Source organism: Streptomyces sp. CA-251387 (assembly GCF_050936625.1).
Lineage (GTDB): Bacteria > Actinomycetota > Actinomycetes > Streptomycetales > Streptomycetaceae > Streptomyces.
In genome coordinates this window covers 1,310,795-1,335,058 of the sequence record NZ_JBNJMJ010000001.1, presented here as the reverse complement: position 1 = coordinate 1,335,058, position 24,264 = coordinate 1,310,795, and the positions used below count along the sequence as shown (strand labels likewise).

At 71.4% G+C, this 24,264-nt stretch carries 17 protein-coding genes and 2 pseudogenes; 7 read left to right on the top strand and 12 right to left on the bottom strand.

What is annotated here, in order from left to right:
- Nucleotides 1–766 precede the first annotated feature (766 nt).
- On the top strand, nucleotides 767–3,436 hold the full coding sequence (locus ACQEV2_RS05825; RefSeq protein WP_433037214.1) for an NACHT domain-containing protein: 2,670 nt from the start codon (nucleotides 767–769) through the stop codon (nucleotides 3,434–3,436).
- Between the two features lie 740 nt (nucleotides 3,437–4,176).
- Here the strand turns inward: ACQEV2_RS05825 and ACQEV2_RS05820 are convergent.
- The 3 genes from ACQEV2_RS05820 to ACQEV2_RS05810 form a co-directional block, all read right to left on the bottom strand.
- Nucleotides 4,177–5,121, bottom strand: coding sequence for a hypothetical protein (locus ACQEV2_RS05820; protein WP_433037212.1), 945 nt, complete (start codon nucleotides 5,119–5,121; stop codon nucleotides 4,177–4,179).
- 22 nt (nucleotides 5,122–5,143) lie between these two features.
- Nucleotides 5,144–5,536 (bottom strand): hypothetical protein, encoded by a 393-nt coding sequence (locus tag ACQEV2_RS05815; RefSeq protein WP_433037210.1) that lies wholly within the window; start codon nucleotides 5,534–5,536, stop codon nucleotides 5,144–5,146.
- 467 nt (nucleotides 5,537–6,003) lie between these two features.
- Nucleotides 6,004–6,450 (bottom strand): Lrp/AsnC family transcriptional regulator, encoded by a 447-nt coding sequence (locus ACQEV2_RS05810; RefSeq protein ID WP_398824373.1) that lies wholly within the window; start codon nucleotides 6,448–6,450, stop codon nucleotides 6,004–6,006.
- A gap of 94 nt (nucleotides 6,451–6,544) precedes the next feature.
- Here ACQEV2_RS05810 and ACQEV2_RS05805 point away from each other — a divergent pair, with 94 nt between their 5' ends.
- Nucleotides 6,545–7,060: a rhodanese-like domain-containing protein gene (locus ACQEV2_RS05805; RefSeq protein WP_433037208.1), complete on the top strand. Its 516-nt coding sequence runs from the start codon at nucleotides 6,545–6,547 to the stop codon at nucleotides 7,058–7,060.
- A gap of 57 nt (nucleotides 7,061–7,117) precedes the next feature.
- Complete coding sequence (locus ACQEV2_RS05800) at nucleotides 7,118–7,633, top strand: immunity 21 family protein (RefSeq protein WP_433037206.1); 516 nt, start codon at nucleotides 7,118–7,120, stop codon at nucleotides 7,631–7,633.
- A gap of 62 nt (nucleotides 7,634–7,695) precedes the next feature.
- Here ACQEV2_RS05800 and ACQEV2_RS05795 read toward each other — a convergent pair whose 3' ends face one another.
- Entirely contained in the window at nucleotides 7,696–7,833 is a 138-nt protein-coding gene (locus tag ACQEV2_RS05795) for a hypothetical protein (protein WP_433055226.1), read from the bottom strand.
- A gap of 102 nt (nucleotides 7,834–7,935) precedes the next feature.
- Between ACQEV2_RS05795 and ACQEV2_RS05790 the strand changes: the two genes are divergently transcribed.
- Nucleotides 7,936–8,769, top strand: coding sequence for an SDR family oxidoreductase (locus ACQEV2_RS05790; RefSeq protein ID WP_433037204.1), 834 nt, complete (start codon nucleotides 7,936–7,938; stop codon nucleotides 8,767–8,769).
- 47 nt (nucleotides 8,770–8,816) lie between these two features.
- On the opposite strand, the gene ACQEV2_RS05785 is transcribed toward ACQEV2_RS05790, so the two are convergent.
- Both ACQEV2_RS05785 and ACQEV2_RS05780 read right to left on the bottom strand, forming a co-directional pair.
- Entirely contained in the window at nucleotides 8,817–10,505 is a 1,689-nt protein-coding gene (locus tag ACQEV2_RS05785; RefSeq protein ID WP_433037202.1) for a DUF885 domain-containing protein, read from the bottom strand.
- Nucleotides 10,506–10,538: 33 nt separating this feature from the next.
- On the bottom strand, nucleotides 10,539–11,030 hold the full coding sequence (locus ACQEV2_RS05780) for an Lrp/AsnC family transcriptional regulator (protein ID WP_433037200.1): 492 nt from the start codon (nucleotides 11,028–11,030) through the stop codon (nucleotides 10,539–10,541).
- A gap of 59 nt (nucleotides 11,031–11,089) precedes the next feature.
- On the opposite strand from ACQEV2_RS05780, the gene ACQEV2_RS05775 reads away from it, so the two are divergent.
- Nucleotides 11,090–12,385 (top strand): trans-sulfuration enzyme family protein, encoded by a 1,296-nt coding sequence (locus ACQEV2_RS05775; protein ID WP_433037198.1) that lies wholly within the window; start codon nucleotides 11,090–11,092, stop codon nucleotides 12,383–12,385.
- On the opposite strand, the gene ACQEV2_RS05770 is transcribed toward ACQEV2_RS05775, so the two are convergent.
- The 5 genes and pseudogenes from ACQEV2_RS05770 to ACQEV2_RS05750 form a co-directional block, all read right to left on the bottom strand.
- On the bottom strand, nucleotides 12,333–13,775 hold the full coding sequence (locus tag ACQEV2_RS05770) for a GNAT family N-acetyltransferase (protein ID WP_433037196.1): 1,443 nt from the start codon (nucleotides 13,773–13,775) through the stop codon (nucleotides 12,333–12,335). The two genes, ACQEV2_RS05775 and ACQEV2_RS05770, sit on opposite strands and share 53 nt — an antisense overlap.
- 104 nt (nucleotides 13,776–13,879) lie before the next feature.
- Nucleotides 13,880–16,521: pseudogene (locus ACQEV2_RS05765) on the bottom strand (DUF6493 family protein).
- Nucleotides 16,518–17,924, bottom strand: coding sequence for an SWIM zinc finger family protein (locus ACQEV2_RS05760; protein ID WP_433037194.1), 1,407 nt, complete (start codon nucleotides 17,922–17,924; stop codon nucleotides 16,518–16,520). The pseudogene ACQEV2_RS05765 and the gene ACQEV2_RS05760 overlap by 4 nt, the downstream one beginning before the upstream one ends.
- Nucleotides 17,925–18,077: 153 nt before the next feature.
- Nucleotides 18,078–19,652, bottom strand: coding sequence for an alkaline phosphatase D family protein (locus tag ACQEV2_RS05755; RefSeq protein ID WP_433037192.1), 1,575 nt, complete (start codon nucleotides 19,650–19,652; stop codon nucleotides 18,078–18,080).
- 235 nt (nucleotides 19,653–19,887) lie between these two features.
- Nucleotides 19,888–21,390, bottom strand: a complete 1,503-nt coding sequence (locus tag ACQEV2_RS05750) for a PLP-dependent aminotransferase family protein (protein ID WP_433037190.1) — start codon at nucleotides 21,388–21,390, stop codon at nucleotides 19,888–19,890.
- 47 nt (nucleotides 21,391–21,437) lie between these two features.
- Between ACQEV2_RS05750 and ACQEV2_RS05745 the strand changes: the two are divergent.
- Nucleotides 21,438–22,226, top strand: a pseudogene (locus ACQEV2_RS05745) (EamA family transporter); the annotation flags it as partial.
- 93 nt (nucleotides 22,227–22,319) lie between these two features.
- On the opposite strand, the gene ACQEV2_RS05740 reads toward ACQEV2_RS05745, so the two are convergent.
- Entirely contained in the window at nucleotides 22,320–23,150 is an 831-nt protein-coding gene (locus ACQEV2_RS05740) for an alpha/beta fold hydrolase (RefSeq protein ID WP_433037188.1), read from the bottom strand.
- Between the two features lie 207 nt (nucleotides 23,151–23,357).
- On the opposite strand from ACQEV2_RS05740, the gene ACQEV2_RS05735 reads away from it, so the two are divergent.
- Nucleotides 23,358–24,242, top strand: coding sequence for an RNA polymerase sigma-70 factor (locus ACQEV2_RS05735; RefSeq protein WP_433037186.1), 885 nt, complete (start codon nucleotides 23,358–23,360; stop codon nucleotides 24,240–24,242).
- Nucleotides 24,243–24,264: the final 22 nt, after the last annotated feature.

Below are 24,264 nucleotides of genomic sequence, written 5' to 3'. Positions count from 1 at the left end.
TCCACACCGGCAGCGTCCAGGTCACCTCGCGGCGACTACTCTTGATCCACCACCGCAAGCCCTCGGGTGCGGCAACTGCGTCCTGCATCCGCCCCCACCGAGGCGAGCCCCTTGTACTGGGGGCCTACGGGTGAGTTGACGCAGGCACGGGATGCAGGCGCGTCGCCCTCCCCGTTCACCGCGACTGCCTCCGGGCTCGTTGCGGCCAGCGCAACGTCGCCCTGACCCGCCACCCCAGCTTTCGCCGGCGAGGGGTTTCGGTGGAGTACGTGACCGGCAGCCATGCGTCGTCCGGCACCCGACCGAGCGGCCGGCCTTCGGGCGGATACCGATCGGGGGGTCCCTGGGCCACTGGCCCTCCTACGGTCGATAGGTTCCGCAGTCGTTGCGCAGCTCGTTGCCCGCGCGTGTCACCGGGCTTGAACCGAAGCTGGCGACGCCCTGCATCACAGGGTGGTAGGTGTATGTTCCGCCACCGTCGTTGCAGTCAGCGGACCAGCCATAGTCGAGGAAGAACCTGGTGGTCCTGGGAGGACCCGTACGCTCGCCCGCCGTTGAAGGAGCGGGCCTGACCGGCAGTCACGACGGTGTGCACCTGGTTTGGACATCCCGCGCCTGCATCGCGCTTCCGCGCGCGGGTTGTGGAACACCCCGCGCTCCGCGTGGCATGACCGCCAAGCGGAAGAGCGGGAACGGGATACGGGCAATGTGGTGGGTCGGGGAAGCGCAGCGTGTGCGCAGGTTGTGGTGGGCAGGCGCATTGGCGGTGACCGGCCTGATCCAAGTAGCCGTGGTCGTCCTCGTCGATGGCAAGGCCGTGGCTGAGCGGTGGACGCCTGCTCTCGGAATCGTGGTCTCGGTGATGGGACTGCTGTCCACCCTGGTACAGGGCCAGCCCGGTACCGGGGAGGGCTCCGGCGCGGATTGGCTGACGGGCCGCGCGGACGCCCTGGCCGGGGCGGTGGAGGAGATGTGGGCGGCCGAGGCACGGCTGCGCCGACTGCAAGATCCTGAACCCCTGCCCGTCCGATGGCGCGCGGTTGAGGCTCCGCTCGCCGATCACGACGCGAACGTGCGGCAGGGCGCAGAGCTGCACCCTGTTTTGCGCGCGGGACAGTTGAGCGAGATCCGTGCAGCCTTCCTTGCTGCGCAGTCCCGCCGTGTGGTCGTTCTGGGGCCGCCCGGATCCGGAAAGACGGTCCTGGCGTTGAAGCTTGTCCTGGACTTGCTGGCGACTCGGGAACCGGGGCACGCCGTGCCAGTCATGCTGCCTGCCGGCACCTGGGACGCTGCTCGTGAACCTTTGCGTACTTGGATGGCTGCCCGGCTTGCAACCGACTTCCCGGCTCTGGCCGCCGGGCTGCCAGGTGGCGGCACCTTGGCCGATGCCTTGGTTGCCGCGCGTTTGGTGCTGCCGGTCCTCGACGGTTTCGATGAACTGCCTGCGGCACAGCGTGTGCCGGCGATGCGTCGCCTCAACGCCGAACTGGATGCCAACTCGGCACTACTGCTTACGAGCAGAACTGATGCTTACGCCGCCACCGTGGAAGCCTGCGACGTCCTCACGGCCGCGGCAGTCGTCGAACTCTCCCCGTTGCTCCTGACGGATGCCGCCCAGTATCTGACCCGGACGTCGCGCCCGGTGCGCGGGGCGGACGGAGGGATCGGCACGGCCTGGAGCGCGACGCTCGAGCGCCTGGTCGCACCTGGCGGGCCGCCGGAGCAGGCCCTGCGGATGGTGCTGAGCAGACCTCTCATGGTTGCCATGGCGCGTGCCGTCTACAACGACGGCCGTCGCGACCCCGGGGAACTGCTGGGCGGCCGGTTCACTACGGCAGCCCAGATCGAGGAGCATCTGCTCAAGGCCTTCGTACCGGCCGTGTTCGACGACATGAACGAGCCGCTTCCCAACTCCTCGGAGCCTCAAGGGTGGCTCGGATTCCTGGCCCGCCACCTGCGCCGACGGGACACCGGGCAGCTGGCCTGGTGGGAGTTGCAGAGTGCGATTCCCTGGGTGGTGCAGTTGTTGGCACCGGGCGCTCTTGCGGCATGCCTGTCCGCTGTCGTGACGGGAGCGGTCATGATGCTCGTGGCGCCTGAGAAGTTGCGCGACCTGTGGGTCAGCGGTGAGCTGATCGCATTGGCCGGCAATGGCGGAGGAGTCGTCGCCGGATGCATGGTGGGGCTTGCTGTGTTCTCGAACCGCGCCGGCGCCACCCCGCTGCGCGGCTTGGTCATGAGGGCTGCACTGGCGGCCGCAGTGTTCGGCATCCTGATCGGTGTGACGGCCCAGCCGCTTTACGGAGCCTCCATCCACAATCTTGGAGACGCATGGCTCTTCCGCTTCCTGTCCGGTGTTCTCTTCGGCACGGCGGTGTCGGCTGTGTTCGCGATGGCAGGAGTCACGACGAATCCCGCCCCGCTGGGCCTGCCCTGGGCCGGTCCGAGGGCCGCCCGCCACATCGGAGGGGCCGCCGTCATCGTCCTGTTCGGCGCGGCGATCCTGGTCATGGCCCCTTTCTCCCCGGCCGGCACGGTATGGCGGGCGAGCGCGCTGGGCGTCGTCATGGGGGCGGCAGGGCTGGCCGTCTTCCGCGCTCGCCGAGGGGGAGTGCGCAGGGCCCCGTACCGTGGGCCGGGCCGACGGCAGATCCTGCATTTCTGTCAGGGCCTCGTCCGTGGGACGGCCACGTGCCTGCTGATCGGATTGGCACTCGGACCTGCCATCGGCGCCGTGATGGGCACCATCATCGAATGGCGGGCCACTCGATCGGGGACCGTACCCTCTGATGCCGACGATGCGGAAAGCCAGCCCACCGGCGTCCGCCGCGCGACAACCCGCACATGGACCTTTGCCGCGTACCCCGACGGCACAAAGACGGCCGAACCCGCCAAGCCGGTCGCGTTGATCCTGATGGAGAACACCAGCAATCAGTCGGAGGCATGGGTCTACGCGCCACCCGGCCCCGGCGCGGGCTGTCACGAACGCTATCGGCGGTGCACTGCGCACGTCGGCCGGGTGCGGTTCAGAACCCAGAACGGGGTCTGGCACGTCCAAGTCGCCGGCCGTGACGCGCGGGACCTCACTCTGCTGTCTTCCCTGCATCCACCGGCCGCCTGGTGGTTCTGGCAGATCGGCCGCTGGGGCTTGGTGAAGAACTGCATCAAGGGCGGTATTGCCTCCGGCCTCGTACTGGGCCTCATCGGGGGCTGCGTCTGCGGTGTTTACCGATGGCTGGACACACCTGCCGACCCGACCCGTGCTGCGAGCCCGTCCGCAAGCTTGCGGGGGGACCGGCTTGCTGTGGTGACCCGGGGTGCCGCCGTGACCATCGCAGGGTCCGCCGCCAGCGCGCTTCTGTTTCTGACCACGCAGGACTGGTTCGGCATGCATGGCATGGCATTACAAATGGCCCTCGTCATGGGCTGGCGTTGATCCTCAGCGCATATGGGCGACTGATTGTCGCGCAGCTCTGGCTCGGGGCCACCGGCCGACTGCCCTGGCGGCTCATGACCTTCCTTGAAGAGGCTCACACACGAGGTGTGCTACGACAGGCCGGCGCGCGATACGAATTCCGGCACCTCCGGCTCCAGGAATGCCTTGAAGCGAGCAGCCCGTCCGACGAGCCGGAGACGACAGCCGCCCCCGCTGTGCGCTGATCGCTCTACGGCTCTCAGCGGAGCGCGGGTCTCGGCAACGACCGCACCAGCACCACGTGCGTCTACCTGCGGAAGACATACGCGACCTCGAAGGCGGCGCTGCGCGCGGACAGCTCGGCCGTCGGATTCACCGCCACCGCCCACGGGCGGCTGGAGCCCCGAGCCCGGTGACTTCACGCGGGCGACCGTCGGTGTACGACGTGAACGGCGCCGTGGTGCGTGAGCTCACCGACGCCAACCGCGAACTGACCCTGTCCATCTCCGGGGGATGGGCTGGACCGGCTTGCCGCCCTGGGCATCGACGGCCTGGCGCCTGGATTGCCACTACGCCGACACCAACGGAATCACGTACAGGATCTCGAAGGGCACCACGCACAAGCCTCGGCCTGTCCAAGCCAACACCCGGTCCGACTCACTGACGCTCCCTTCGGCGGCGTCGTCGGTCAGCGCTCCGGGGCGCCGCATCGTACGGCGCCCCAGAACTCGTGGCCCTCGCCCAGGCCCGTGCAACGGTGCTCAGGACGTCAGGACGGCGCTGGTCTTCGCGCGGATCGCTGAGTTGAGGGCCTTGCGCTTGGCGAGTTCCGGACCGTGCTCGCTGATCAGCGTGCGCTGGATCGCGGCCTCGGCGTCGTGCCACACGGACACGAGGTCGGTGCTGTTCTTGCAGGCGGTGTCCGCGACCGCGACCTTCTTCTCCGCGGCGCCGGCGGTGTCTCCGGTGAAGGAAGGGTCGTTGTTCGCATCGATCGGGGACTTGTACGTGAAGCCCTTCGCGGCCATGCACGCCGACCAGCGGGCGAACACCGTTGTGACCTTCTGGTCCTTGAGAGACTGCTCGTAGGACTGGCCGTTCAGTTCCTCGGCCAGCGTGTCGTCGAGATAGAGGTCGCTCTGCCCGCCGGTGAGCTTGTCGAGAGCCTGTCCGTAGCAGCCGCCCTCCGGAATCGCTTCGCCGCTCTTGGTGGTGCGGACCTTCTTCGGCTCCTCGGCGGTTCGCTGAGGAGAGACACCGTCGAGTGCGGCTTCCTCCTCCGCGGTGAACTTCGGCTCTTCGCCCCCGATCACGGCACCACGGGCGCCCTTCCCGAAGTCGGGCCGGTAGCCGTTGCGTTCGGCGTCCTGCTGGTTGTAGGTGCCGTAGCGGACGTCCTCGTGGGCTTCGATCTGGTCCGCGGTGCCCGTGGAGGGTAGGAATTCGAAGGAGGTGAAGCCGATGTCCTTCATGCAGGACGTGGTGAGCTTCCACAGGGCCTGCTGGCTTCTTTCGTAGTCAGCAGGAGTGAGCTGATAGGCCTCGAGAGGGAGGGTCATCTCGGCGACCATCCGAGCGGGCGCTCCCTGAACGCGTTCGCCGGCCTTGTTCGCCGGAGAGGAATTCGTGTCCTGGCCGGAACACGCGGAGAGCGTCAGCGCTCCCACGGCAAGGGCGACTATCGGCACTGTCTTGATCACACGCATGGGCGGGGGTTCCTTCCCGGGTTCAGTGGCCGCCGCCGCCCTCGTGGCGGGGATACCAGTTGGTCGAGGAATTCTTGTTCTTCAGCGCGGAGCTGAGGTTCTTGCGGCCCTGCGGCTTGAGCGAGTTGAAGGGGCCCTTCCACCAGCGGTCGCGGTGGACGCAGAACGCGCTGTTGCGGGTGCGCGAGTCCCAGGACGCCGCGTTGTCCTCGAGCTTCTGCCCTGAGCCGGGGCCGGTGCCGGGCTTGAAGACCTGCGCGTCGAGGTTCGTGCCGCCGTGGTAGATCGGGGCGACGGCTCCCTGCTGGTTGGAGTTGTAGTAGAAGCACGCCTGCCGGTCGTTGCAGCGCCTCGTGGGGGCAGCATCGGCCGGAGAGGTCACGGCGATGGACGCGGCGATGACCCCGACAGCCATCAGGGGAATGGACACACGTCTGGACACAAAGGCTCCTGTGTGCTCGGAGGAAAGGGGAAAACGTCACCCGTCGATTACATGGGGGCACCGAAAAGGGCAGCGAGGACTATGCCGGCAATACTCGGCAGCAGTAGATCGTCGCGCACGACGCAATTCCCCCCTCGAACGACGCGTTCGGGAGGAGGTCAGCAGAAAGCCGCGCCCCCTGACGCGTAAGACAAGCCGTAGGGCGGATGGTTGGTCAGTCCCATTCGCCTACCGCGCAGTCACTCTAGTCACAGCGTGAACACGCGGGTCAAGGGAATACTGGGCAGCCATATCAGGCCTGTCTTGAAAGCGAGTTACCGCATCGGCGGATCCGGAATGCCAAGGTCAGCCCTCCGGCCCAGGAGTTACCTGTGGGGTGCCTGCGATCCGGAGCGCGAGGCTGGGCAGGGGATGTCGGCGCGCGTGGCTCGTTTCCGACGTCACCGGCCCAGCGGGCGCCGGGGCAGAGGCGACGAGTAGACGACACTCGTCGTCACCGATCCCAGCGCGCCGATCTTGCCGGACACCTCCTCCAGGTGCCGCATCGAGCGGGCCGCGACTTTGATGACGAAGCAGTCGTCGCCGGTGACGTGATGGGCCTCCAGGATCTCGGGCGTGGCGGCGACGAGGTCGTGGAAGGGTTTGTAGTTGCCGTTGGGGTACCGAAGGCGCACAAAGGCCAGGATCGGCAGCCCCAGCCGCTCGGGGTCGACGACCGCCGCGTATCCCTGGATGACGCCCGCCTCCTCCAGCCGCCGCACCCGTTCCGTGACCGCGCTCGCGGACATGGAGACGGCACGGGCCAGCTCGGCGAAGCTGGCGCGGCCCTCGCGCTGGAGGACATCGAGGATGCGCCAGTCGGTGGCGTCCGGGGAAAACGCGGTCATGGGCGAGGAGTACCAGGGGAATGCCCGGCGGATCAAGAGGAGCGCCGGGGATCTCCCCTTCACGAAGTGGATCACCGACCATAGATTTCTGGTCATGACGACTACCGCAGCCACCACCGCCCACCCCGTCCGCCGCGTCGCCACCACCGCCAACCCCGTCCTCCGCGTCGCCCCCGCTGCCCCGGCCGAGGCCGCCGCCTACTTCCGGGCGAGCCTCGCCTTCCACGCGGACGTCTCCGACGTCGCCGCGGCGCTGGCATCCGGCGGCGACCCCGGGTTCGTCGTCGTGGACTCCCGTTCCACCGAGTCCTGGGACCAGGGCCACATCCCGGGCGCGATCCACCTCCCCACCGCCCTCATCCCGGAGCAGGCCGAGCAGCTCCTCGACAAGTCCGTGCCCGTCGTGACGTACTGCTGGGGCCCCGGCTGCAACGGCGCGACCCGTGCCGCCCTCGCCCTCGCCGAACTCGGCTACCGGGTCAAGGAGATGCTCGGCGGCTTCGAGTACTGGGCCCGCGAGGGCTTCGAGTTCGAGACCTGGCAGGGCCGGGAGAACCGCCCCGCCGACCCGCTGACCGCGCCGGTGGACGCGGAGAACTGCGGTTGCTGAGGTGGGAGTCGGCCACGGTGACTGTGTGAGGCCTGTGGGCGTGTAGGTTCTGCTGCCATGGTGCGATACGCGGAACCGGGCGCTGTGGACTGGGTGGAGTCGGGCGGCGGCCCGCTGATAGCGGTACCGGAGACGGTGCTGCCGTTCTGGGCGGGCGCCGACGGCGACGAGACGGCGTCCGACTACGACCGGGCCTGCGAGGTCGACGGATCCGTCGGGCTCCTGCCCGTGGGGGACAGCGCGGCCCTGGTCTTCGGCGACGACCCCGCGTCCACCTCGTACCTGCCCGACCACGGTGTCTTCGTACGGTGGTGCGCGGCCGACTCCGAGGAGGAACTGCTGGCCCGGGTTCCGGCGGCCCTCGCCTCGGCGGACTGGGGCCACGAGGTGCGCTGGAAGGTGCCCGGAACGGTCGTCCTGTTCGACTCGGCCTGGCCGGGCCGGGAGACGGAACGGACCGAGCATCTGCGGGTCGCCCTGGAGCCTGGGGCGTACGCGGTACGCGCCGCCCAGGTGCAGCCCGGCCCGGAAACCTGGCTGGGGCTGGTCGAGCTCCGACGGCTGCCGCACTGAACCCGGGTGCCTGCGCGCACAACCGACCGACCTCACGGGGGCGGGCACACGGCCAACCGACCTCACGGCGTCGCGCGCACAACCACCCGTCCGCGCGCGCTCGCCACCAGGGCCGGCAGCTCGTCGAGAGTGAGCGGCGGAGCGGCGAGGTCACGGCCGAGGATCTGGTAGAGCTCGCCGGACCAACTGGCCAGGGACAAGCCGACCGACCTCACGGACGTGGGCGAACGACCAACTGCCCCCGGGGCGCCTGCGCAATAACCGGATGCGCCGCACCCCGTTGCTCCTCATCATGATCTGTCATGCCCCGACTGCCGCACCCCGCCCCCGAAGACCTGCGCCGCGACCCCCTGCCCCTGCGCGGCCGGACCGCCCTGGTCACCGGAGCGAGCAGACGCGCCGGCATCGGCCATGCGGTGGCGCGGCGACTCGCCGCGTACGGGGCGAGCGTCTATCTGCAGCACCATGTGCCGCACGATGCCGCCATGCCCTGGGGAGCCGACCGTCCCGAGGACGTCGTCGCCTCCGTGCGTGAGGCACTCGCTGATCCCGACGCCGAGGTGCTCTCAGGCCCCGGCGACCTCTCCGACCCGGCCGCGCCCGCCGAACTGATCGCGACGGCCGCCTCGGCACTCGGCGGACGGCTCGACATCCTGATCGCCAACCATGCGCTGAGCGGCTCCGACGGCGCCCTCGACGACGTCGACGCCGCGATGCTCGACGCGCACTGGGCGGTCGACACCCGCTCGGTCCTGCTGCTCGTCCAGGCCCATGCCCGGCTGAGGCCGGCCGGTCCCGGCGGGCGCGTGGTGATGATGACCTCCGGCCAGGACATGGCGGGCGGCATGCCCGGCGAGATCGCCTACGCCCTCCAGAAGGGCGCCCTCGCCTCGATCACCCGCTCCCTGTCCACCACGCTCGCCGAGCAGGGGATCACGGTGAACACCGTCAACCCCGGACCCGTCGACACGGACTACCTGACCGGCGAGGCGTACGAGGCCGTGGCGGCCCGCTTCCCCGCCGGCCGGTGGGGCATGCCCGACGACCCGGCCCGTCTCATCGCCTGGCTTGCGACGGACGAGGCGGGCTGGATCACCGGTGAGGTCATCAACTCGGAAGGCGGCTTCCGGCGTTGAGGTGACCGTGTCCGAGGACGGATTCAGGCGTTGACGTGACCGCCGCGTCAGAGCCGGGCCAGCTCGTCCACCAGGTCGTCCAGGCCGAGGGAACCCTGGGACAGGGCCGCCATGTGCCAGGCCTTGAGGTCGAAGGCGTCGCCGTGCCGCTCGCGCGCCTTGTCGCGGCCCAGCAGCCAGGCCCGCTCGCCGAGCTTGTAGCCGATGGCCTGGCCCGGGATCGTCAGATACCGGGTCAGCTCGCTCTCCACGAAGTCCGCCGGACGGCTGCTGTGCGCGCCGAAGAACTCCTGGGCCAGCTCGGGAGTCCAGCGCTCGCCCGGGTGGAAGGGGGAGTCGGCCGGGATCTCCAGTTCCAGATGCATGCCGATGTCGACGATGACCCGGGCGGCCCGCATCATCTGCGCGTCGAGGTAACCGAGCCGCTGCTCCGGATCCGTGAGGAAGCCGAGCTCGTCCATCAGCCGCTCCGCGTACAGCGCCCAGCCCTCGGCGTTCGCGCTGACCCCGCCGACCGTGGCCTGGTAGCGGGAGAGGTTCCCGGCGACGTACGTCCACTGCGCGAGCTGGAGGTGATGGCCCGGCACACCCTCGTGGTACCAGGTCGAGACGAGGTCGTAGACGGGGAAGCGGGTCTGGCCCATCGTCGGCAGCCAGGTGCGGCCCGGACGCGAGAAGTCCTCCGACGGGGGCGTGTAGTACGGCGCCGCCGCACCGCCGGGCGGCGCGATGCACGACTCCACCTTCCGCACCGGCTCTGCGAGTTCGAAGTGCGTGCCGTCCAGCTTCTCGATCGCCTCGTCCATCAGGCCCTGGAGCCAGTCGCGGACCTCGTCGACGCCCTCGATGTGCCGGCCGTGCTCGTCGAGGTGCGCCAGCGCGACCCACGGGGTCGCGGCGCCGGGAAGGATCTTCTCGGCCTCCTTCTTCATCTCGCCGAGCAGCCGGTGGTACTCGGACCAGCCGTACGCGTACGCCTCGTCGAGGTCGAGGTCCGTGCCGTTGAAGTACCGTGCCCAGCGGGCGTAGCGTTCGCGGCCCACCGTGTTCGGCGCGTCCTCGAGCGCCGGCGCGTACACGTCGCGCATCCAGTCGCGCAGTTCCACCACGGCGGCCGTCGCGCCGCGGGCGGCCTCGTCCAGCTCGGCGCGCAGCGACTCGGGGCCGGCCGACGCGAAGTCCTCGAACCAGCCGCGGCCTTCGCCCGTGTCGGACCACTCGGTGAGCTGGTCGATGAAGGTGGCGGTCGGACGCGGAGCCGCGTACAGCTTGCGTTCCAGCCCCAGGGCGAGGGACGCGCGGTAGCCCGCCAGCGTGGCCGGCACCGCGCGCAGCCGCTCGGCGATCGCCGCCCAGTCCTCGTCGGTCTGGTTGGGCGTGACGGTGAAGACCTCGCGGACCGAGTGTGCGGGCGTGCCCAGGTTGCCGACCCTGCGCAGGCCCTCGTCGGCCTCGTGCACGGCGAGCTCCGCCGTCAGCCGCTCGCGCAGCAGGCGCGCGCACCGGCGCTCGATGTCACTGTCCGCGCCCGGTCGGCGCTCCGCCTCGTCGAGCCGGGCGAGCGTGGCGCGCTGCAGTTCCGCGAGCGCCTCCTGGCCCGCGGGCGAGAGGTCGGGGAGCTTGCTCGAACTTTCCTTCACGCCGAGATACGTACCGGTGACCGGGTCGAGGGCGATGAGCTCGTCGACATACGCGTCGGCGACCTCACGGGGCAGCGGGCTCTTGGTCTCAGACATGCGGTCCATCCTCATACGAGGGGCCGCGGTACGTCACTCCGATTGAGCTGAGGGCGAAGGCGGCAGCAGGGGGCCGCACTCCCACTGCTGGAAGATCAACCGAGTCTCCACCCGGGCGACTTCCCGGCGGGCGGTGAACTCGTCCAGGACCAGGCGCTGCAGATCCGCCATGTCCGCCACCGCGACATGGACGAGGTAGTCGTCCGGGCCGGTGAGGTGGAAGACGGTCAGCGCCTCCGGCAGGGCCCGGATCCGCTCCACGAACGGCCCCACCAGCTCCCTTCGGTGTGGTCTGACCTGCACGGACAGCAGCGCTTGCAGGCCCCGCCCGAGCTTCGCCGGATCCAGCTGAAGCCGGTGACCGAGGATCACGCCCGAGCGGCGCAGCCGGGTCACCCGGTCCAGGCACGTCGACGGCGCGACCCCGACCTGCGCGGCGAGATCGCGGTAGGTGGTCCGGGCGTCGTTCTGCAGAAGTCTCAGCAGCTGGAGATCCACCGGGTCCAGTACGACAGATTCAGCCATTGGCCGAACGTAGCACGGAGCCTCGCCACCGTGGCCCGGTCACTGTTCACCCTTCGGTCATGGACACGCCCTTGGACACGCCCGCGTACGACGGCGTACGCCGCACAGCACCCAGAGCCCTCGCCACCGAGGCCGTGCATGCCGGCCGCGACGACCTGGCACGGCAGGGCCTGCACGCCCCGCCGATCGACCTGTCCACGACCTACCCCTCGTACGACAGCCGCGCCGAGGCCGCCCGCATCGACGCGTTCGCCACGACCGGCGCGGAACCGGACGGCCCGCCCGTCTACGGGCGCCTCGGCAACCCGACCGTCGCCCGCTTCGAGACCGCCCTGGCCCGCCTGGAGGGCACCGACGCGGCGGTCGCCTTCGCCAGCGGCATGGCGGCGCTGACCGCGGTTCTCCTCGTGCGGGCCTCGATGGGCCTGCGCCATGTCGTCGCCGTACGCCCCCTCTACGGCTGCAGTGACCACCTGCTGACCGCCGGCCTGCTGGGCTCGGAGGTGACCTGGACCGATCCGGCCGGTATCGCGGAGGCCCTGCGGCCCGACACGGGCCTGGTGATGGTCGAGTCCCCGGCGAATCCCACCCTCGCCGAGGTGGACCTGAGGGCGGTCGCCCACGCCTGCGGCTCCGTCCCGCTGCTCGCGGACAACACCTTCGCCACGCCGGTGCTGCAGCGCCCCGCCGAACACGGCGCACGGCTGGTGCTGCACAGCGCGACCAAGTACCTCGGCGGGCACGGGGACGTGATGGCGGGCGTGGTGGCCTGCGACGAGGAGTTCGCCGGACGGCTGCGGCAGATACGGTTCGCCACCGGCGGGGTCCTGCATCCGCTGGCCGGGTATCTGCTGCTGCGCGGCCTGTCCACCCTGCCGGTGCGGGTGCGGGCCGCCTCCGCGACCGCCGCCGAACTCGCCCGCCGTCTCGCCGCCGACCCGCGGGTCGCCCGCGTCCACTACCCGCGCATCGGCGGCGCCATGATCGCCTTCGAGGTCCACGGCGACCCGCACGAGGTCATCGCCGGTGTCCGCCTGATCACCCCCGCCGTGAGCCTGGGCAGCGTCGACACCCTCATCCAGCACCCGGCGTCCATCAGCCACCGCATCGTGGACGCGGACGACCGCCGGGATTCCGGGGTGAGTGACCGGCTGCTGCGGATGTCGGTGGGCTTGGAGGATGTCGACGACCTGTGGGCAGACCTGGATGAGGCACTGGGGGCACGGCAGCGCCCCTCCAGGGGCTCGGGGAACTGCGCGACCAGCCTCAACGCACCTTCACTGGCCGGTCGCGACGCAACCCCTACGGCGCTTCGGCACTCCTCCATTCACCCGCACTCGACAGTCGCTCCGTAACCCCCACGGCGCCCTCCGGCTCAACCGGCGGAGCCAACCGCGCCGTGATGACGAGGGTCCCCTCCTCGATCTGGTAATCGAGGGGGACCCCCAGCCCGCGCATGGCAGCGACCATCCCGGTGTTGGACGACTGCGTCACGGCGTACACACTCTCGCAGTCCGCCTCGATCGCCATCCCCACCAGCCTGCGCAGCAACTCGCTGCCGACGCCCCGCCGCTGCCACGCGTCCTCCACCAGCAGCGCAACCTCCGTCTCGTCACCGTCCCACAGCAGATGACCGAGCCCGACGATGCGCCCCGACGCGGTCTGCACGGCGAGAGTCCGCCCGAACCGCGGACTGAGCAGATGGTTGAGATAGCGGTCGGCATCGCCGACCGGCCCGTGGTACCGCATCCTGAGCGTCCCCGCCGAGCACCGCTCGTGCATCTCCTTCGCGGCCGCCAGGTCACCGGTGTCCACCCGCCGCACGGTGATGTCGTTGCCCTCGGGCAGTGTCAGCACGTCCTGGCTGCGCGGCACGCGCGAGCCCAGCCGGGCGTCCAGCTCCACCAGCGCCCGCGCCCGCGCGAACTCGGTCGGTGTGAACGGCAGATACGGCCGCTCCACCGTGATCACTCCGCCTTCCGGCGCCCGCAGCCGCATCACGGTGTCCTCGAGAGCCCCTTCCACCGGGACCGGCTCCGGCCCCCGGCCGCCTCCGGCCGGCACGGCGGGCAGCGAACGGATCGTGCACCGGCCCAGCAACTGCCGCAGCGCCAGCGGCAGTTCCGCCGCGTCCAGGGCGGTACGGGTGGCCAGGCCGAGCACCCGGGTCGGCGCGTCCACCAGGTCATGGGCGTCGGCCCGCTCGATCCAGGTGCCGGTACCGCCGGCCACCGACACCGCACGGGTGATCTCGGCCGCGGCGAGCCCTCCGGGCGAACGCAGCAGGAACTCGTCCACCGTGCCCTCGGCCAGTGGATGCGTCTGGAGGCTCAGGATGTCCACCCGCAGCTCGGCGAGCGCCGTGCACAGCGCGGCCAGCGACCCCGGTTCGTCCTTCACCGTGGTCCGCATCCGCCACAGCGCGCCCTCCTCGGCCACGGGCGCGGCCGCGTCCCGCGACTGGTCCGGCGGCCCGGCCTGCTTCTCGGAGCGCGGCCGGGCACCGGTATCGCCCTTCGGCGGTGCGTGACCGTGGCGGCGTGCCCACCATGTGTGGAAACCCGCCGTGGCGACCAGCACGGCCGCCGAGACCAGCAGCAGCTCCGGTCCGTCGGGCCCGTGCCCGACCAGGTTCGCCACGGCGTCGGCCACCGCCACCGCCGTGAACAGCGCGGCGAGCTCGATGATGTCGCGCCGCCAGTGATGTACAGGACGGCCGTGCTTCGCGCGCGTCACATCAGACATGTCTCGACTCATGCAGCCACTGTGAAGGAAGGGTGTTGCGTGATCACGAACGCTTTGTGACCGGGCGGTAAAGAGCACTTATGTCTGGTTTGCTCCGCTAGCTGTCATGCGGCCACCCCCTCTGTCAGTGCGCTGCGCAGGCGTCGAGCCTGGGCCACGAGCCGGGACGCGCCAGGGCGGTCCGCCGTTCGTGCCAGGTGCGGCAGTTCCTCGCGCGTTCCCGTTCGCTCGGCGCACTCCGCGGCGACGGCCAGGAGATCGGCCATTCCCCGTGCCGGTGCGGCTGCCCCGCCGGTGGCGAGGTCGGCGAGCAGGACGGGCAGGGTGTGCCGGAGTACGACCCAGACGGTGCCGTTCGCCCCCGTCGCCGCCGCCGTCCGCACCGACTCCACGAGCCGTGACGCCTTCAGGGCCCCGCGCCGCACCAGCTGCCCGAGATCCGCACCCAGCCGGGCCGCGTCGAGCTGTCCGCGCGCCGCCAGCACCAGCAGGGCGTCCACGGCGGCGAGCCGGTCCTCCGGATGCCGTGCGCCGAGCCCGTACGCCACGGCCAGGTGTACGGCCTCGCCGGGCTCGCCGCCGGATTCGGCGAGGAGCGGGAGTATCGCGGCGGCACCCCGGACGTCGTCCACGGCGGCCGTGGACAGGTCGTGCAGCAGTCTGAGCGCGACCAGTTCACGCCGCTCGGGGAGGAGAGCGAGCCAGTGCGGGCGTATGCCGTCGTCCCAGTGGTAGCAGTGCCGGCGGTCGCCGTAGACGCTCACCGGTCGGCCGAGGGGACGGAACTCCCGCGGAAAGCCGTCCTGCAGCTCCAGGAGTTCACCGCACTCCAGCAGGATGCGCGGGCCGGCGGTCCGCCGCCTCGCGACAGGCAGCGTCGGGCTGTCCGCGGTGAGCCACCTCGCCAGCCGTGTCCCTTCCGCCGTGCCGAGCTCGGCCGCCCGGAGTGCGGCGGCCCTGGCCGCCGTACGGTCGTCGCGCCGCACCCGCAGCAGCGCCTGCGCGAAGTCGGCCGGCGAGACCCGGGCACCCAGACGCCGGTACGTGTCGAGGCGCGTCACGAGCTCGTCCGGCTCCAACAGGCCGGTGCTCCAAGTGGGAGTGGACAGCAGGAAGGGCAGCGGCTCCGTGCGGATCCGGTGTGCGACGTCCCAGATGCGGGTGGTGAAGGCACGGGTCAGGGCACCGTGTACGCACTCGGACCCCGACGTCCCATGCTGGACCGTGGCGTGGAGAGTGTCCGTGGGTATCTTGCCGAGCAACGTCGCGAGGACGAGTTCGAGGCGGTGCGGTTGGCCGCTGAAGTGGTCGTTCAACCGGTACTGCGAGCACTCGGCGCTCACCCACCAGAGGCGTGCGACCACAGGGGCGAGCGCCTCCACCAGCGCGTCCCTGTCCTGGTGGGCATGGCGCACCAACCCGTCCAGCGTGCGCTCGAACGTCGCCACGTCCGCGCCGGACGCCAGCAACGCGCCGACCTCCTCGGCGAGTTCGGCCACCGACTCCGGAGCGGGTGCCAGCCGCACCGGCTCGGGTGCGGGCGGCAGCACCTCCTCGTACGTCACCGGTTCCGCGGACGCGGGAGCCGCTCCCAGGCTGCGGGCCGCCCGCGCGCGCAGGACGGGGGTCAACTGCACGGCAGCCGACGCGAGTTCGTCCCGCACCTGAGCGCCTTGAACCTTGCCGACCTGCCGTTCCACCAGCTTCAGCGCCCGATCCTGCACGTCCGAGTCCTCGTGCCCGAAGGCCTGAGCGGCGGCGGGCAGCAGGGCCTCGGCGGCGGACGCGTCGCGGGCGATCACCTTCCCCAGCAGGACCAGCTGGGCGCGCACGAGCTTCTTCTCGGCGCGGAACAGGACGGCGCCCGACATCTCGACCAGTTGCTGGGTGTCGTCAGTTCGCCGTCCAGGGCCAGCGAAGACAGCACCGACTGGGCGTGACCGGCCACGGCGGACGGAGCGTCGGAAGCCAGTGCCAGCCAGTCGGCCGTGTGCTCCCGCTGCTCCTCCCGCGTCAGCTCCAGCGCCTTCAACATCCCCAGGAACACCCGGAGATCGGGGGCCCGGCCACCCCGCAGGAGGCGGGCCACGCACGCGTCGACCATCGACGTCCGGTCGAGCACGCCCTCGGCGGTGAGCAGGGCGAGCGCCTCGGCCCAACTGCCCGGTCCCTCACCCCTGATCCAGCCCACCATGGCACCGATGTCGTCCGTCTCGAAGAGGGCGGCCACCAGACGTGTCAGCTGGGGCTCCTGGCGGAGACGGCCGAGCACAGTGCCCGCACGCTGCCAACTGCCGCCGATGTGCTCCAGCCAGCCCCGCAGATACGCGTCCGCTGTGGGCGCCGGGCAGCCGGAGAGCCGTACCAGACCGGCCATCAGCTCATAGGGAACCCGTGCGCTGATCGGGCGCCGTGCCAGCCGATGGGCCACATCGCCCAGCCAGTCGGTCTCCCGGTCGCTGAGAACATCGATGAGCACCGCCGGTGACGCCCGCCACCAGCGCATCTCGGAGGCCGCGAGCCAGCTTGCCGCACCTGCCGCACCGGTCTGGCACGCGGCCCCGGCCACGTGCAGGGCGGGGTAGGCACGACGGGACTCGTCGCTCCACTGGTCCGCCCGCAGCTCCTTGCGCAGCGCCTTCAGATCGGGGAAGTGCGCCCGTCGTTCGGCGTCCGTCATCCCGTCGAGCAGACTCACCACGTCGGCCGTGCGTCCGGCCCGTACCGCGTCCAGCAGCGCACTCATCCCACACCCCCGTCGACCCGCACCGTCTCCCGCTCCGCCACGGCGCCCCGCCGCACCATCCGCACCGCCAGCGCGTGCTTGCACGGTCCGCGCCCGCCCCGGTACTTCGCCCACCACAGACAGCTGCAGGTGAGCACACCCGCCTCGTCCCGCACCCGGTGCACATGGCCGTCCTCGGCCGTCACCGTCCCGAGACTGCCGTCCAGCGCGACCGCGCCCGCAGCCACCAGCGCCAGGGCCGAGCGCAACCGCGGATTATGACGCTCGGCACGCTCGGCGTCGTACGGCAGCTCCCGGTGGAAGTAGGCCGCCTCCGCCGTGTCGTACCCGACCCGCCCCGACGTGCCCAGGCGGATCAGCGCCGCCCGGACGCGCTCGGGCGTGAGGCCCGAGGCGGCGGCCAGATCGGCGACGTCGATGCGGGGCTCCCACGCGAGGAGCACCGAGATCAGTTCCGCGTCCTCGGCGGCCTCGTCCGTGGCGAGCGCGTCGAGGACGCCGCCCTCGCCGGAGAAGCCGCGTGAGGCGTCCGGCGACAGCGTCAGCGTCAGCCGCATGCCCGGCAGGACGGCCTCCCAGGCGCCGGCCGTGGCCGCCGCACCCCCGGTGACCGCGGGGCCGTACACCCGCAGGGCCGTGGCATACCGCAGCACCCGCTGGAGCGCGACCAGCCGCTCCGGGCCGGGCAGGCACACCGCGCCGGGCACCGCGCGCGTGGTCGGCCGCAACGTGCTTCCCGAGGGCACCACCCACCTGGGCCCGCCCGAGGCACCGCGCGTCCCACCGCGCGGCAGCGAACGCAGGAACCGCACCGCCTCCGCGGCCGGCAGCTCGGCCCGCAGATCGAAGCCGGCCGCTATCACCTGCGCCTCCGCGAAGCCCCGCAGCCAGCGGTCCGGGAGGGGCACCTTCTTCTCCACGACCGGGCCGTCCAGTGTGGTCACGGCCAACTCCTCGGGGCCCACCCGCAGATGGAGCGGATCGTCCGCGCCGATCCTGGCCAGGGCCTCGCGCAGGGGGTTGTTGACGTCGACGTTCGTCGTGCCGTGCCCCACCTCGCCGCCGTCCAGGCCGGACTCCAGTACGTCCAGACGGGCGTACACCCCGCCGCAGCCGGAGAAGGACTCGAAGCGCAGCCGGTCGCCGTTGCCCGTCACCACCGGGTCGAGGGAGGCGCGCAGCTGCCGCTGGTAGTACCGCGCGGCCGCCACGTCGGCCACCGCGAGCAGCCCGGCGGAGGCCACCTGGGGAGACGTCAGGAAGCCCGCGAAGAACCGCGGATGGTCCTCGACACCCGAAGGCGTCGCACCCCGGGAGGTCTCGAGTCCCAGGCGCTGTCCGTCCGCCGCCGACTCCAGCACGGAGGGTCGGCAATAGGCCACGGCCTGCAAAGATCGCGTCATGGAAAAACCGTAGAGGCGACCACTGACAATCGGCTCCGACCTGCGAAAAGGCGCTCCAGCGAGGGGCGTTCGCCGGGTTCGCCGGGGCCGGAACGAACCGTGCCGCGCACCCGGGGATGACACGGGTGCGCGGCAGGTTTCAGGCTACGCGCATCACTGACCGACCCGGCCCGGCTGCAGCACCTGCGTGAACAGCACGGTGCCGTCCGACTCGCGCAGGCGCACCGTCAGCTCGCCGCTGTCGCCGTCGATGTCGACCTCGCCGAAGAACTGGTAGCCGCCGGCCGGCGAGACGTTGGCGGTCGTCGGCGCCTTGATGAACACCCGCTCCGGGCCGAAGGTGTTGTCCAGCGTGTTGGCCGGGAACGCGCCCGCGTTGAGCGGGCCGGAGACGAACTCCCAGAACGGCTCGAAGTCGGTGAAGGCCGCCCGCGACGGCTGGTAGTGCTGGGCCGAGGTGTAGTGCACGTCGGCGGTCAGCCACACCGTGCCGGTGATCCTGCGGTGCTTGATGAACCGCAGCAGCTCGGCGATCTGCAGCTCCCGCCCCAGCGGAGCGCCCGGGTCGCCCTGCGCGACGGCCTCGATGTTCGGCTTGCCGTCGCCGGTGTCCGGTACCACCAGGCCGAGCGGCATGTCGGAGGCGATCACCTTCCACACCGCCCGGGAGCGGGACAACTCGCGCTTGAGCCATTCCAGCTGCTCGGCGCCGAGGATGCCCTGCGCGTCGGTGGCCTGGTCGTCCGTCGAGTTGGCGTTGCGGTAGGTGCGCATGTCCAGCACGAACACGTCGAGAAGCGGCCCGTGGTGGACTACCCGGTACACCCGGCCGTCGGGGCGGCGCAGCGTCGAGATCGGGAAGTACTCCGAGAACGCCTGCCGGGCACGCGCGGCCAGGACGTCGACATTCTTCTCGGTGTAGCGGGAGTCGCCGAGGATCTCGCCGGGGAACCAGTTGTTGGTCACCTCGTGGTCGTCCCACTGGATGATGGAGGGGACCTGGGCGTTGAACCGCTTGAGGTTGTCGTCGAGCAGGTTGTAGCGGAAGTTGCCGCGGAACTCGGTCAGCGTCTCGGCGACCTTGGACTTCTCCTCGGTGGTGATGTTCCGCCAGGTACTGCCGTCGGGCAGGGTGACGGAGGCCGAGATCGGACCGTCGGCGTAGACGTTGTCGCCGCTGCAGAGGAAGAAGTCCGGGTCCAGCGCGGCCATCGCGCTGTAGATCCGGTAGCCGCCGAAGTCCGGGTTGATGCCCCAGCCCTGCCCGGCCAGGTCGCCCGACCACACGAAGCGCACGCCGTCGCGCCGCCGCGCGGACGCCGTACGGAACGTGCCGGTGACCGGCTCGCCGGTGCGGCGCGGGTCGTCCGGGTCGGCCAGCAGTACGCGGTAGTGGATCTGCTCGCCGGACGGCAGGCCGCGCAGCCGGGTCGTGCCGGTGAAGTCCGTGTCCGTGCCGAGCAACGGGCCGTGCCATCTGCGCGCGCCCCGGAACGACTCGGTCGCGGACGTCTCGACGATCATCCGCGCCGGACGGTCGGACCGCACCCACACCAGCCCCGAGTCGGAGGTCACGTCTCCCGTCTGCACGCCCCACCCCGCCTTGGGACGCCCGGACAGGGCGAAGGCCGGTGCCGAGCCGAGGGCGGTGGGCAGGGTCAGGGCCGCCGACGCGGCGAGCGAGCCGCGCAGGACGCTGCGGCGGCCCGGGAACGGACGGTGTGACATGGAGGCCTCCAGGGGCGGGATCCGGCCAGTGTGCAGTGCCACAACTACTGGTGCGCCGCAGCGCACACGGAAACCACAAGTGAACAACTGACCGCATCCGCAGGGGAACCGGCGAGTCACGCGGGAGACAGGCGGACGTACGGTTCCGGTCACTTGCCGCTCCTGCCGGTGGCCAGCGGCAGGAGCGGCGCGTGGTGCTGCGAGCCCCCGTCAGCCCTGACGTGCGGCGATGCCATCAGCCCTGACGTGTGGCGACCGCCTCGGCCATCAGCCGTACGCCCGCCCGGATCCGTGTGGGTGACAGATGCGCGTACCCCAGGACCAGCCGCACGCCTGGCTGCCCACTGTCCGCGGCACGCGCGTGTGTGTAGTCCGTCAGGGGGCGCACCGCCACCCCGACCGCGCTCACGCGCGTGAGGAACCGCTCCTGGGGCCCGTACCGTTCCGGCAGCGCGGCGATGACATGCAGCCCCGCGGCGATCCCGGTCACCTCAGCGCCCGGGAAATGCTCCTCCAGGGCGGCGACCAGGGAGTCGCGCCGTTCCCGGTACGCACGCTGGCAGCGGCGCAGTTGCCGGTCGTAGTCGCCGCGCTCCAGGAACCGGGCGAACAGCGCCTGATCCAGGGTGGGATGACCGAGATCCATGGTCCGCTTGCGCTCGACGACCTCCTCGGCCAGTGCTTCTGGTACGAGCAGCCAGCCGAGCCGCAGCCCCGGAGCGAGCGACTTGCTGACCGACCCCGCGTAGGCTACGCACTCCGGGTCGAGCCCCTGGAGCGCACCCACGGGAGCGCGGTCGTACCGGAAGTCGCCGTCGTAGTCGTCCTCCAGGACGAACCCGTCGACGGACCGCGCCCAGTCGAGCAGTTCGGTACGACGTCGGGCGGAGTAGGCGAGGCCGGTGGGGAACTGGTGGGCGGGCGTCGTGACGACGGACCGTACGGCAGACTCCCGCAGCGGGCCCATGGCGAGCCCCTCGTCGTCCAGGGGCAGCGGCACGGTGGAGACGCCGGCAGCGGCGTAGAGGGCGTCGTGCTGAGGGCTTCCGGGGTTTTCGACACCGACTTCGCGCATCCCGCGCGCGTGCAGCACGAAGCCGAGCACCGTCGTCGCCTGCGACACCCCGGAGACGACCACGATGCGCTCGGGATCCGCGACCACGCCCCGGCGGCGAGCGAGCAGCTCCGCGAGCGCCGTACGCAGCCGGGGCAGCCCGCGCGGATCGGGATAGCCGAGCTCGTGGTGCGGCAGCTCGGCCAGCACCCCGCGTTGTGCCGCCGCCCATGCGGCACGCGGGAACAGCGACACATCCGGCGTCCCGGGCACGAAGTCGGCCCGGGCGTCGGCGGAGCGCGGAGCGAGGTCACGCGCGCGTGGCCGGGCGGCCCGTACGGCACCGCCCACCCAGGTCCCGGCACCCCGGCCGCTGCGCAGATAGCCCTCCGCGGTCAACTGCTCGTACGCCTCGGTGATCAACCCGCGCGAGACGCCGAGGTCGGCGGCGAGATCCCGGCTCGACGGCAGCCGCGTACCCGGCGCGAGCCGCCCCGACCGCACCGCCTCACGCAGCGCCGCCTGGAGCGAACGCCCACGCGCGCGTGCAGGCGCCGACGCGGCCGGCAGAAGCAACTCCCAGGCGGGGCTGCCGCCATGGGGCTCGGAGCTGCCCGGATCGCTGGGGAAAGGCGTCGCAGAGGGCTCCACGCTCCCGGCGGGATTGGTCTCCGATGGCGTCATGAAAGTGGACCTTAATCCGGACCGCATCAGTTCCTAGCGTCGCTGTCATGAATGCCACCACCATGCGCGGTGCCCTCCTCGCCGGGCTCGCCTGCGTCCTCGTCGGAGGGTCCTTCACCGCCAACAGCCTCCTCGGCGACTACCCGTACGCCGGCGGCCAGTTCCTGCGCTACGGCCTCGCCTGTCTGCTGCTCGTCCCCCTGGCTGGGCGGGGCGCCACCGCCCGGCTGCGCGCGCTCGCCGCCCGTCAGTGGGCCCGTCTCGCGGTGCTCGCGGCCGTGGGCATGGTCGGCTTCAACCTGGCCGTCATCGCCGCCGAGCGCACCGCCGAACCGGCGGTTCCCGGGGTCTTCGTCGGCTGCGCACCCGTGGTCGTGGCCGTCGCCGTGCCCCTGCTGGACGGGCGTCGGCCTCAACGCGCCGTCCTGTACGGGGCGTTGCTCGTGGCCGTCGGCGCGTTCACGGTCCAGGGCTGGGGCCGTACGGACGGAGCCGGCATAGCCTTCTCCGCGTGCGCACTGGTCGGCGAGGTCGGCTTCGCGGTCCTCGCCGTGCCCGTGCTGCGGCCGCTGGGCCCGCGGCTGCTGTCCGCCACGGTGTGCGGGATCGCCGCCGTCGAGTCCGCGGCGGCCGGGCTGCTCATGGACGGCGCCGGGTGGCTGCGGCGGCCGGACGCCACGGAGACCGGGGCCCTCCTGTGGCAGGCGGTGGTCGTGACGGTCGTCGGCTTCGTGTGCTGGTACATGGGCATGCAGCGGATCGGCGCCGAGCGCGCCACGCTCTTCTCCGGCCTGATCCCGGTCGCCGCCGCCTGTACCGCTCCGCTCGTCGGGACCGGCTCCTACGGCGCCGTCCAGGCCCTGGGCAGTGCCCTGGTCGGCGCCGGAGTGGCCCTGGGCTCCGGAGCCTTGACCCGGGCTCCGCGCGGATCAGCGGCCGGCGTCGAGGATGACGCGGGCCACCAGGGCCGGGTCGTCGTTCATCGGGCAGTGGCCGCAGCCGGGCAGCCTGACGAGGCGCGCCCGGGGAATGACCTGCTTGGCGCGCACCCCTTGGCGGCGCACGAGCAGCCGGTCCCGGGTGCCCCACGCCACGGTGACCGGGATCCCGGGAATGTCGTCGGCGAATCGGACGTTCCGCCCGGCCCGGAGGGTCTGGTCGAAGCCCGTGGCCCCCGCCAGCGCGAGCGTCTCGGCGACCACGGCCTCGGGTGACCGTCGGCCCGGGCGGGCGTAGATCGTGCTCGTCAGGACCGTGCGCCCGGCCGCCGACCGGGACAGCTGCTCCACCAGCGGCAGCGGCAGCCGCCGGGAGATGTGCCGCATCGCCAGCAGCACACCGAAGGCGTAGCGCCGCTCGGCCTCGGACCAGAAGCCGGCCGGGGAGAGGGCGGTGACGGACCGCACGAGCTGCTCGCGGCCCAGCTCCAGGGCGATGAGACCGCCCAGCGAGTTGCCCACGACATGCGGCCGGTCGAGCTCCATGGCCGCACAGAACGCACCGAACACGGCCGTCGTCGTGGCCAGGTCGTAGGCGAGGTCGTCCGGCAGTCCCGGAGACGCCCCGAAGCCGGGCAGATCCACGGAGATCACATCGCGCTCGGTCGCGAGGATGTCCACGACCGGGTCCCAGACCTGCCGGTGGTGACCGATGCCGTGCAGCAGGAGCAGCGGTTCGCCGCGCCCCACGCGCGCGTAGTCGACGGTCACGCTCCGCGGGCCGCGGGGAGAGGGGACCTTGAAGGAGACGGAGGCGGACATGGGGTGCTCCTCGGATGGGACAGGCTGACGGACGGCCGTAGACAGCTTGTCAGCAATTGCTACTCGCGGGTAGACCCTGACGGCCGCCGACCTTGGAGACGGCGTGACCCTCAACCCGCCCTGGACACCACCGGGTTGAGACGACACCTGCCCGACGACGCCGATTTCGCCTGGACACGGGTCGGACACGTCGGCTGGGATGGAGCGGTGACCACCGAAACCGAGACCGACGTCTTCGAAGAGCACCGCCCCGTCCTCCTGGGAGTCGCCTACCGCATGCTCGGCCGCGTCGCCGACGCGGAGGACGTGGTGCAGGAGGCCTGGCTGCGCTGGTCCGGCGCCGACCGGTCCGAGGTGCGCGAACCGCACGCCTACCTGGTGCGCATCACCACCCGCCTCGCCATCGACCGGCTGCGCGAGGTCAAGGCGCGGGGCGAGACCTACGTCGGCCCCTGGCTGCCCGAACCGTACGTCACCGACTTCGGGGACAGCGTCCCGGACACCGCGGAGCGGGCCGTCCTCGCCGATTCCGTCTCCCTCGCCGTCCTCGTCGTCCTGGAGTCGCTGTCGCCCCTGGAGCGCGCGGTGTTCGTCCTCAGGGAGGCCTTCGGCTACCCGTATGCGGAGATCGCCGCGATGCTCGACCGCGGCGAGGCGGCGGTGCGCCAGCTCGCCGGACGGGCCCGCAAGCACGTCGACGAGCGGCGGCCCCGCTACGAGGTCGACCCCACCCAGCGCCGCGACCTCACCGAGCGGTTCCTGGCCGCGGCCGCGGAGGGCGACCTCGAGGGGCTCATGTCGCTGCTGGCCCCGGACGTCCGCCTCGTCGGCGACAGCGGCGGCAAAGCGAAGGCGCCGGTGCGGATCCTGGAGACGGCCGACAAGGTGGGTCGCTTCGTCATCGGTGCCGCCCGCAAGGGCGTCGGCGACGTGTCCTTCCGGTTCCTGGAGATCAACGGCGGCCCGGCGCTGCTGGTGCTGTCCGGCGACAAGCCCGACTCCGTCTTCCAGCTGGACGTCCTGGACGGCCGCATCCAGTCGGTCTACATCATCCGCAACCCCGACAAACTGAGGTCGCTGGCAACGGCGTAGATCCCGCCGCGCGTGACGGGGT

Coding starts and splice junctions, on each gene's coding strand:
- ACQEV2_RS05820 (WP_433037212.1), bottom strand. CDS start 5,121: ATGCGTGTGATCAAGACAGTGCCGATAGTCGCCCTTGCCGTGGGAGCG.
- ACQEV2_RS05815 (WP_433037210.1), bottom strand. CDS start 5,536: ATGGCTGTCGGGGTCATCGCCGCGTCCATCGCCGTGACCTCTCCGGCC.
- ACQEV2_RS05810 (WP_398824373.1), bottom strand. CDS start 6,450: ATGACCGCGTTTTCCCCGGACGCCACCGACTGGCGCATCCTCGATGTC.
- ACQEV2_RS05805 (WP_433037208.1), top strand. CDS start 6,545: ATGACGACTACCGCAGCCACCACCGCCCACCCCGTCCGCCGCGTCGCC.
- ACQEV2_RS05800 (WP_433037206.1), top strand. CDS start 7,118: ATGGTGCGATACGCGGAACCGGGCGCTGTGGACTGGGTGGAGTCGGGC.
- ACQEV2_RS05790 (WP_433037204.1), top strand. CDS start 7,936: ATGCCCCGACTGCCGCACCCCGCCCCCGAAGACCTGCGCCGCGACCCC.
- ACQEV2_RS05785 (WP_433037202.1), bottom strand. CDS start 10,505: ATGTCTGAGACCAAGAGCCCGCTGCCCCGTGAGGTCGCCGACGCGTAT.
- ACQEV2_RS05780 (WP_433037200.1), bottom strand. CDS start 11,030: ATGGCTGAATCTGTCGTACTGGACCCGGTGGATCTCCAGCTGCTGAGA.
- ACQEV2_RS05775 (WP_433037198.1), top strand. CDS start 11,090: ATGGACACGCCCTTGGACACGCCCGCGTACGACGGCGTACGCCGCACA.
- ACQEV2_RS05770 (WP_433037196.1), bottom strand. CDS start 13,775: ATGTCTGATGTGACGCGCGCGAAGCACGGCCGTCCTGTACATCACTGG.
- ACQEV2_RS05760 (WP_433037194.1), bottom strand. CDS start 17,924: ATGACGCGATCTTTGCAGGCCGTGGCCTATTGCCGACCCTCCGTGCTG.
- ACQEV2_RS05755 (WP_433037192.1), bottom strand. CDS start 19,652: ATGTCACACCGTCCGTTCCCGGGCCGCCGCAGCGTCCTGCGCGGCTCG.
- ACQEV2_RS05750 (WP_433037190.1), bottom strand. CDS start 21,390: ATGACGCCATCGGAGACCAATCCCGCCGGGAGCGTGGAGCCCTCTGCG.
- ACQEV2_RS05740 (WP_433037188.1), bottom strand. CDS start 23,150: ATGTCCGCCTCCGTCTCCTTCAAGGTCCCCTCTCCCCGCGGCCCGCGG.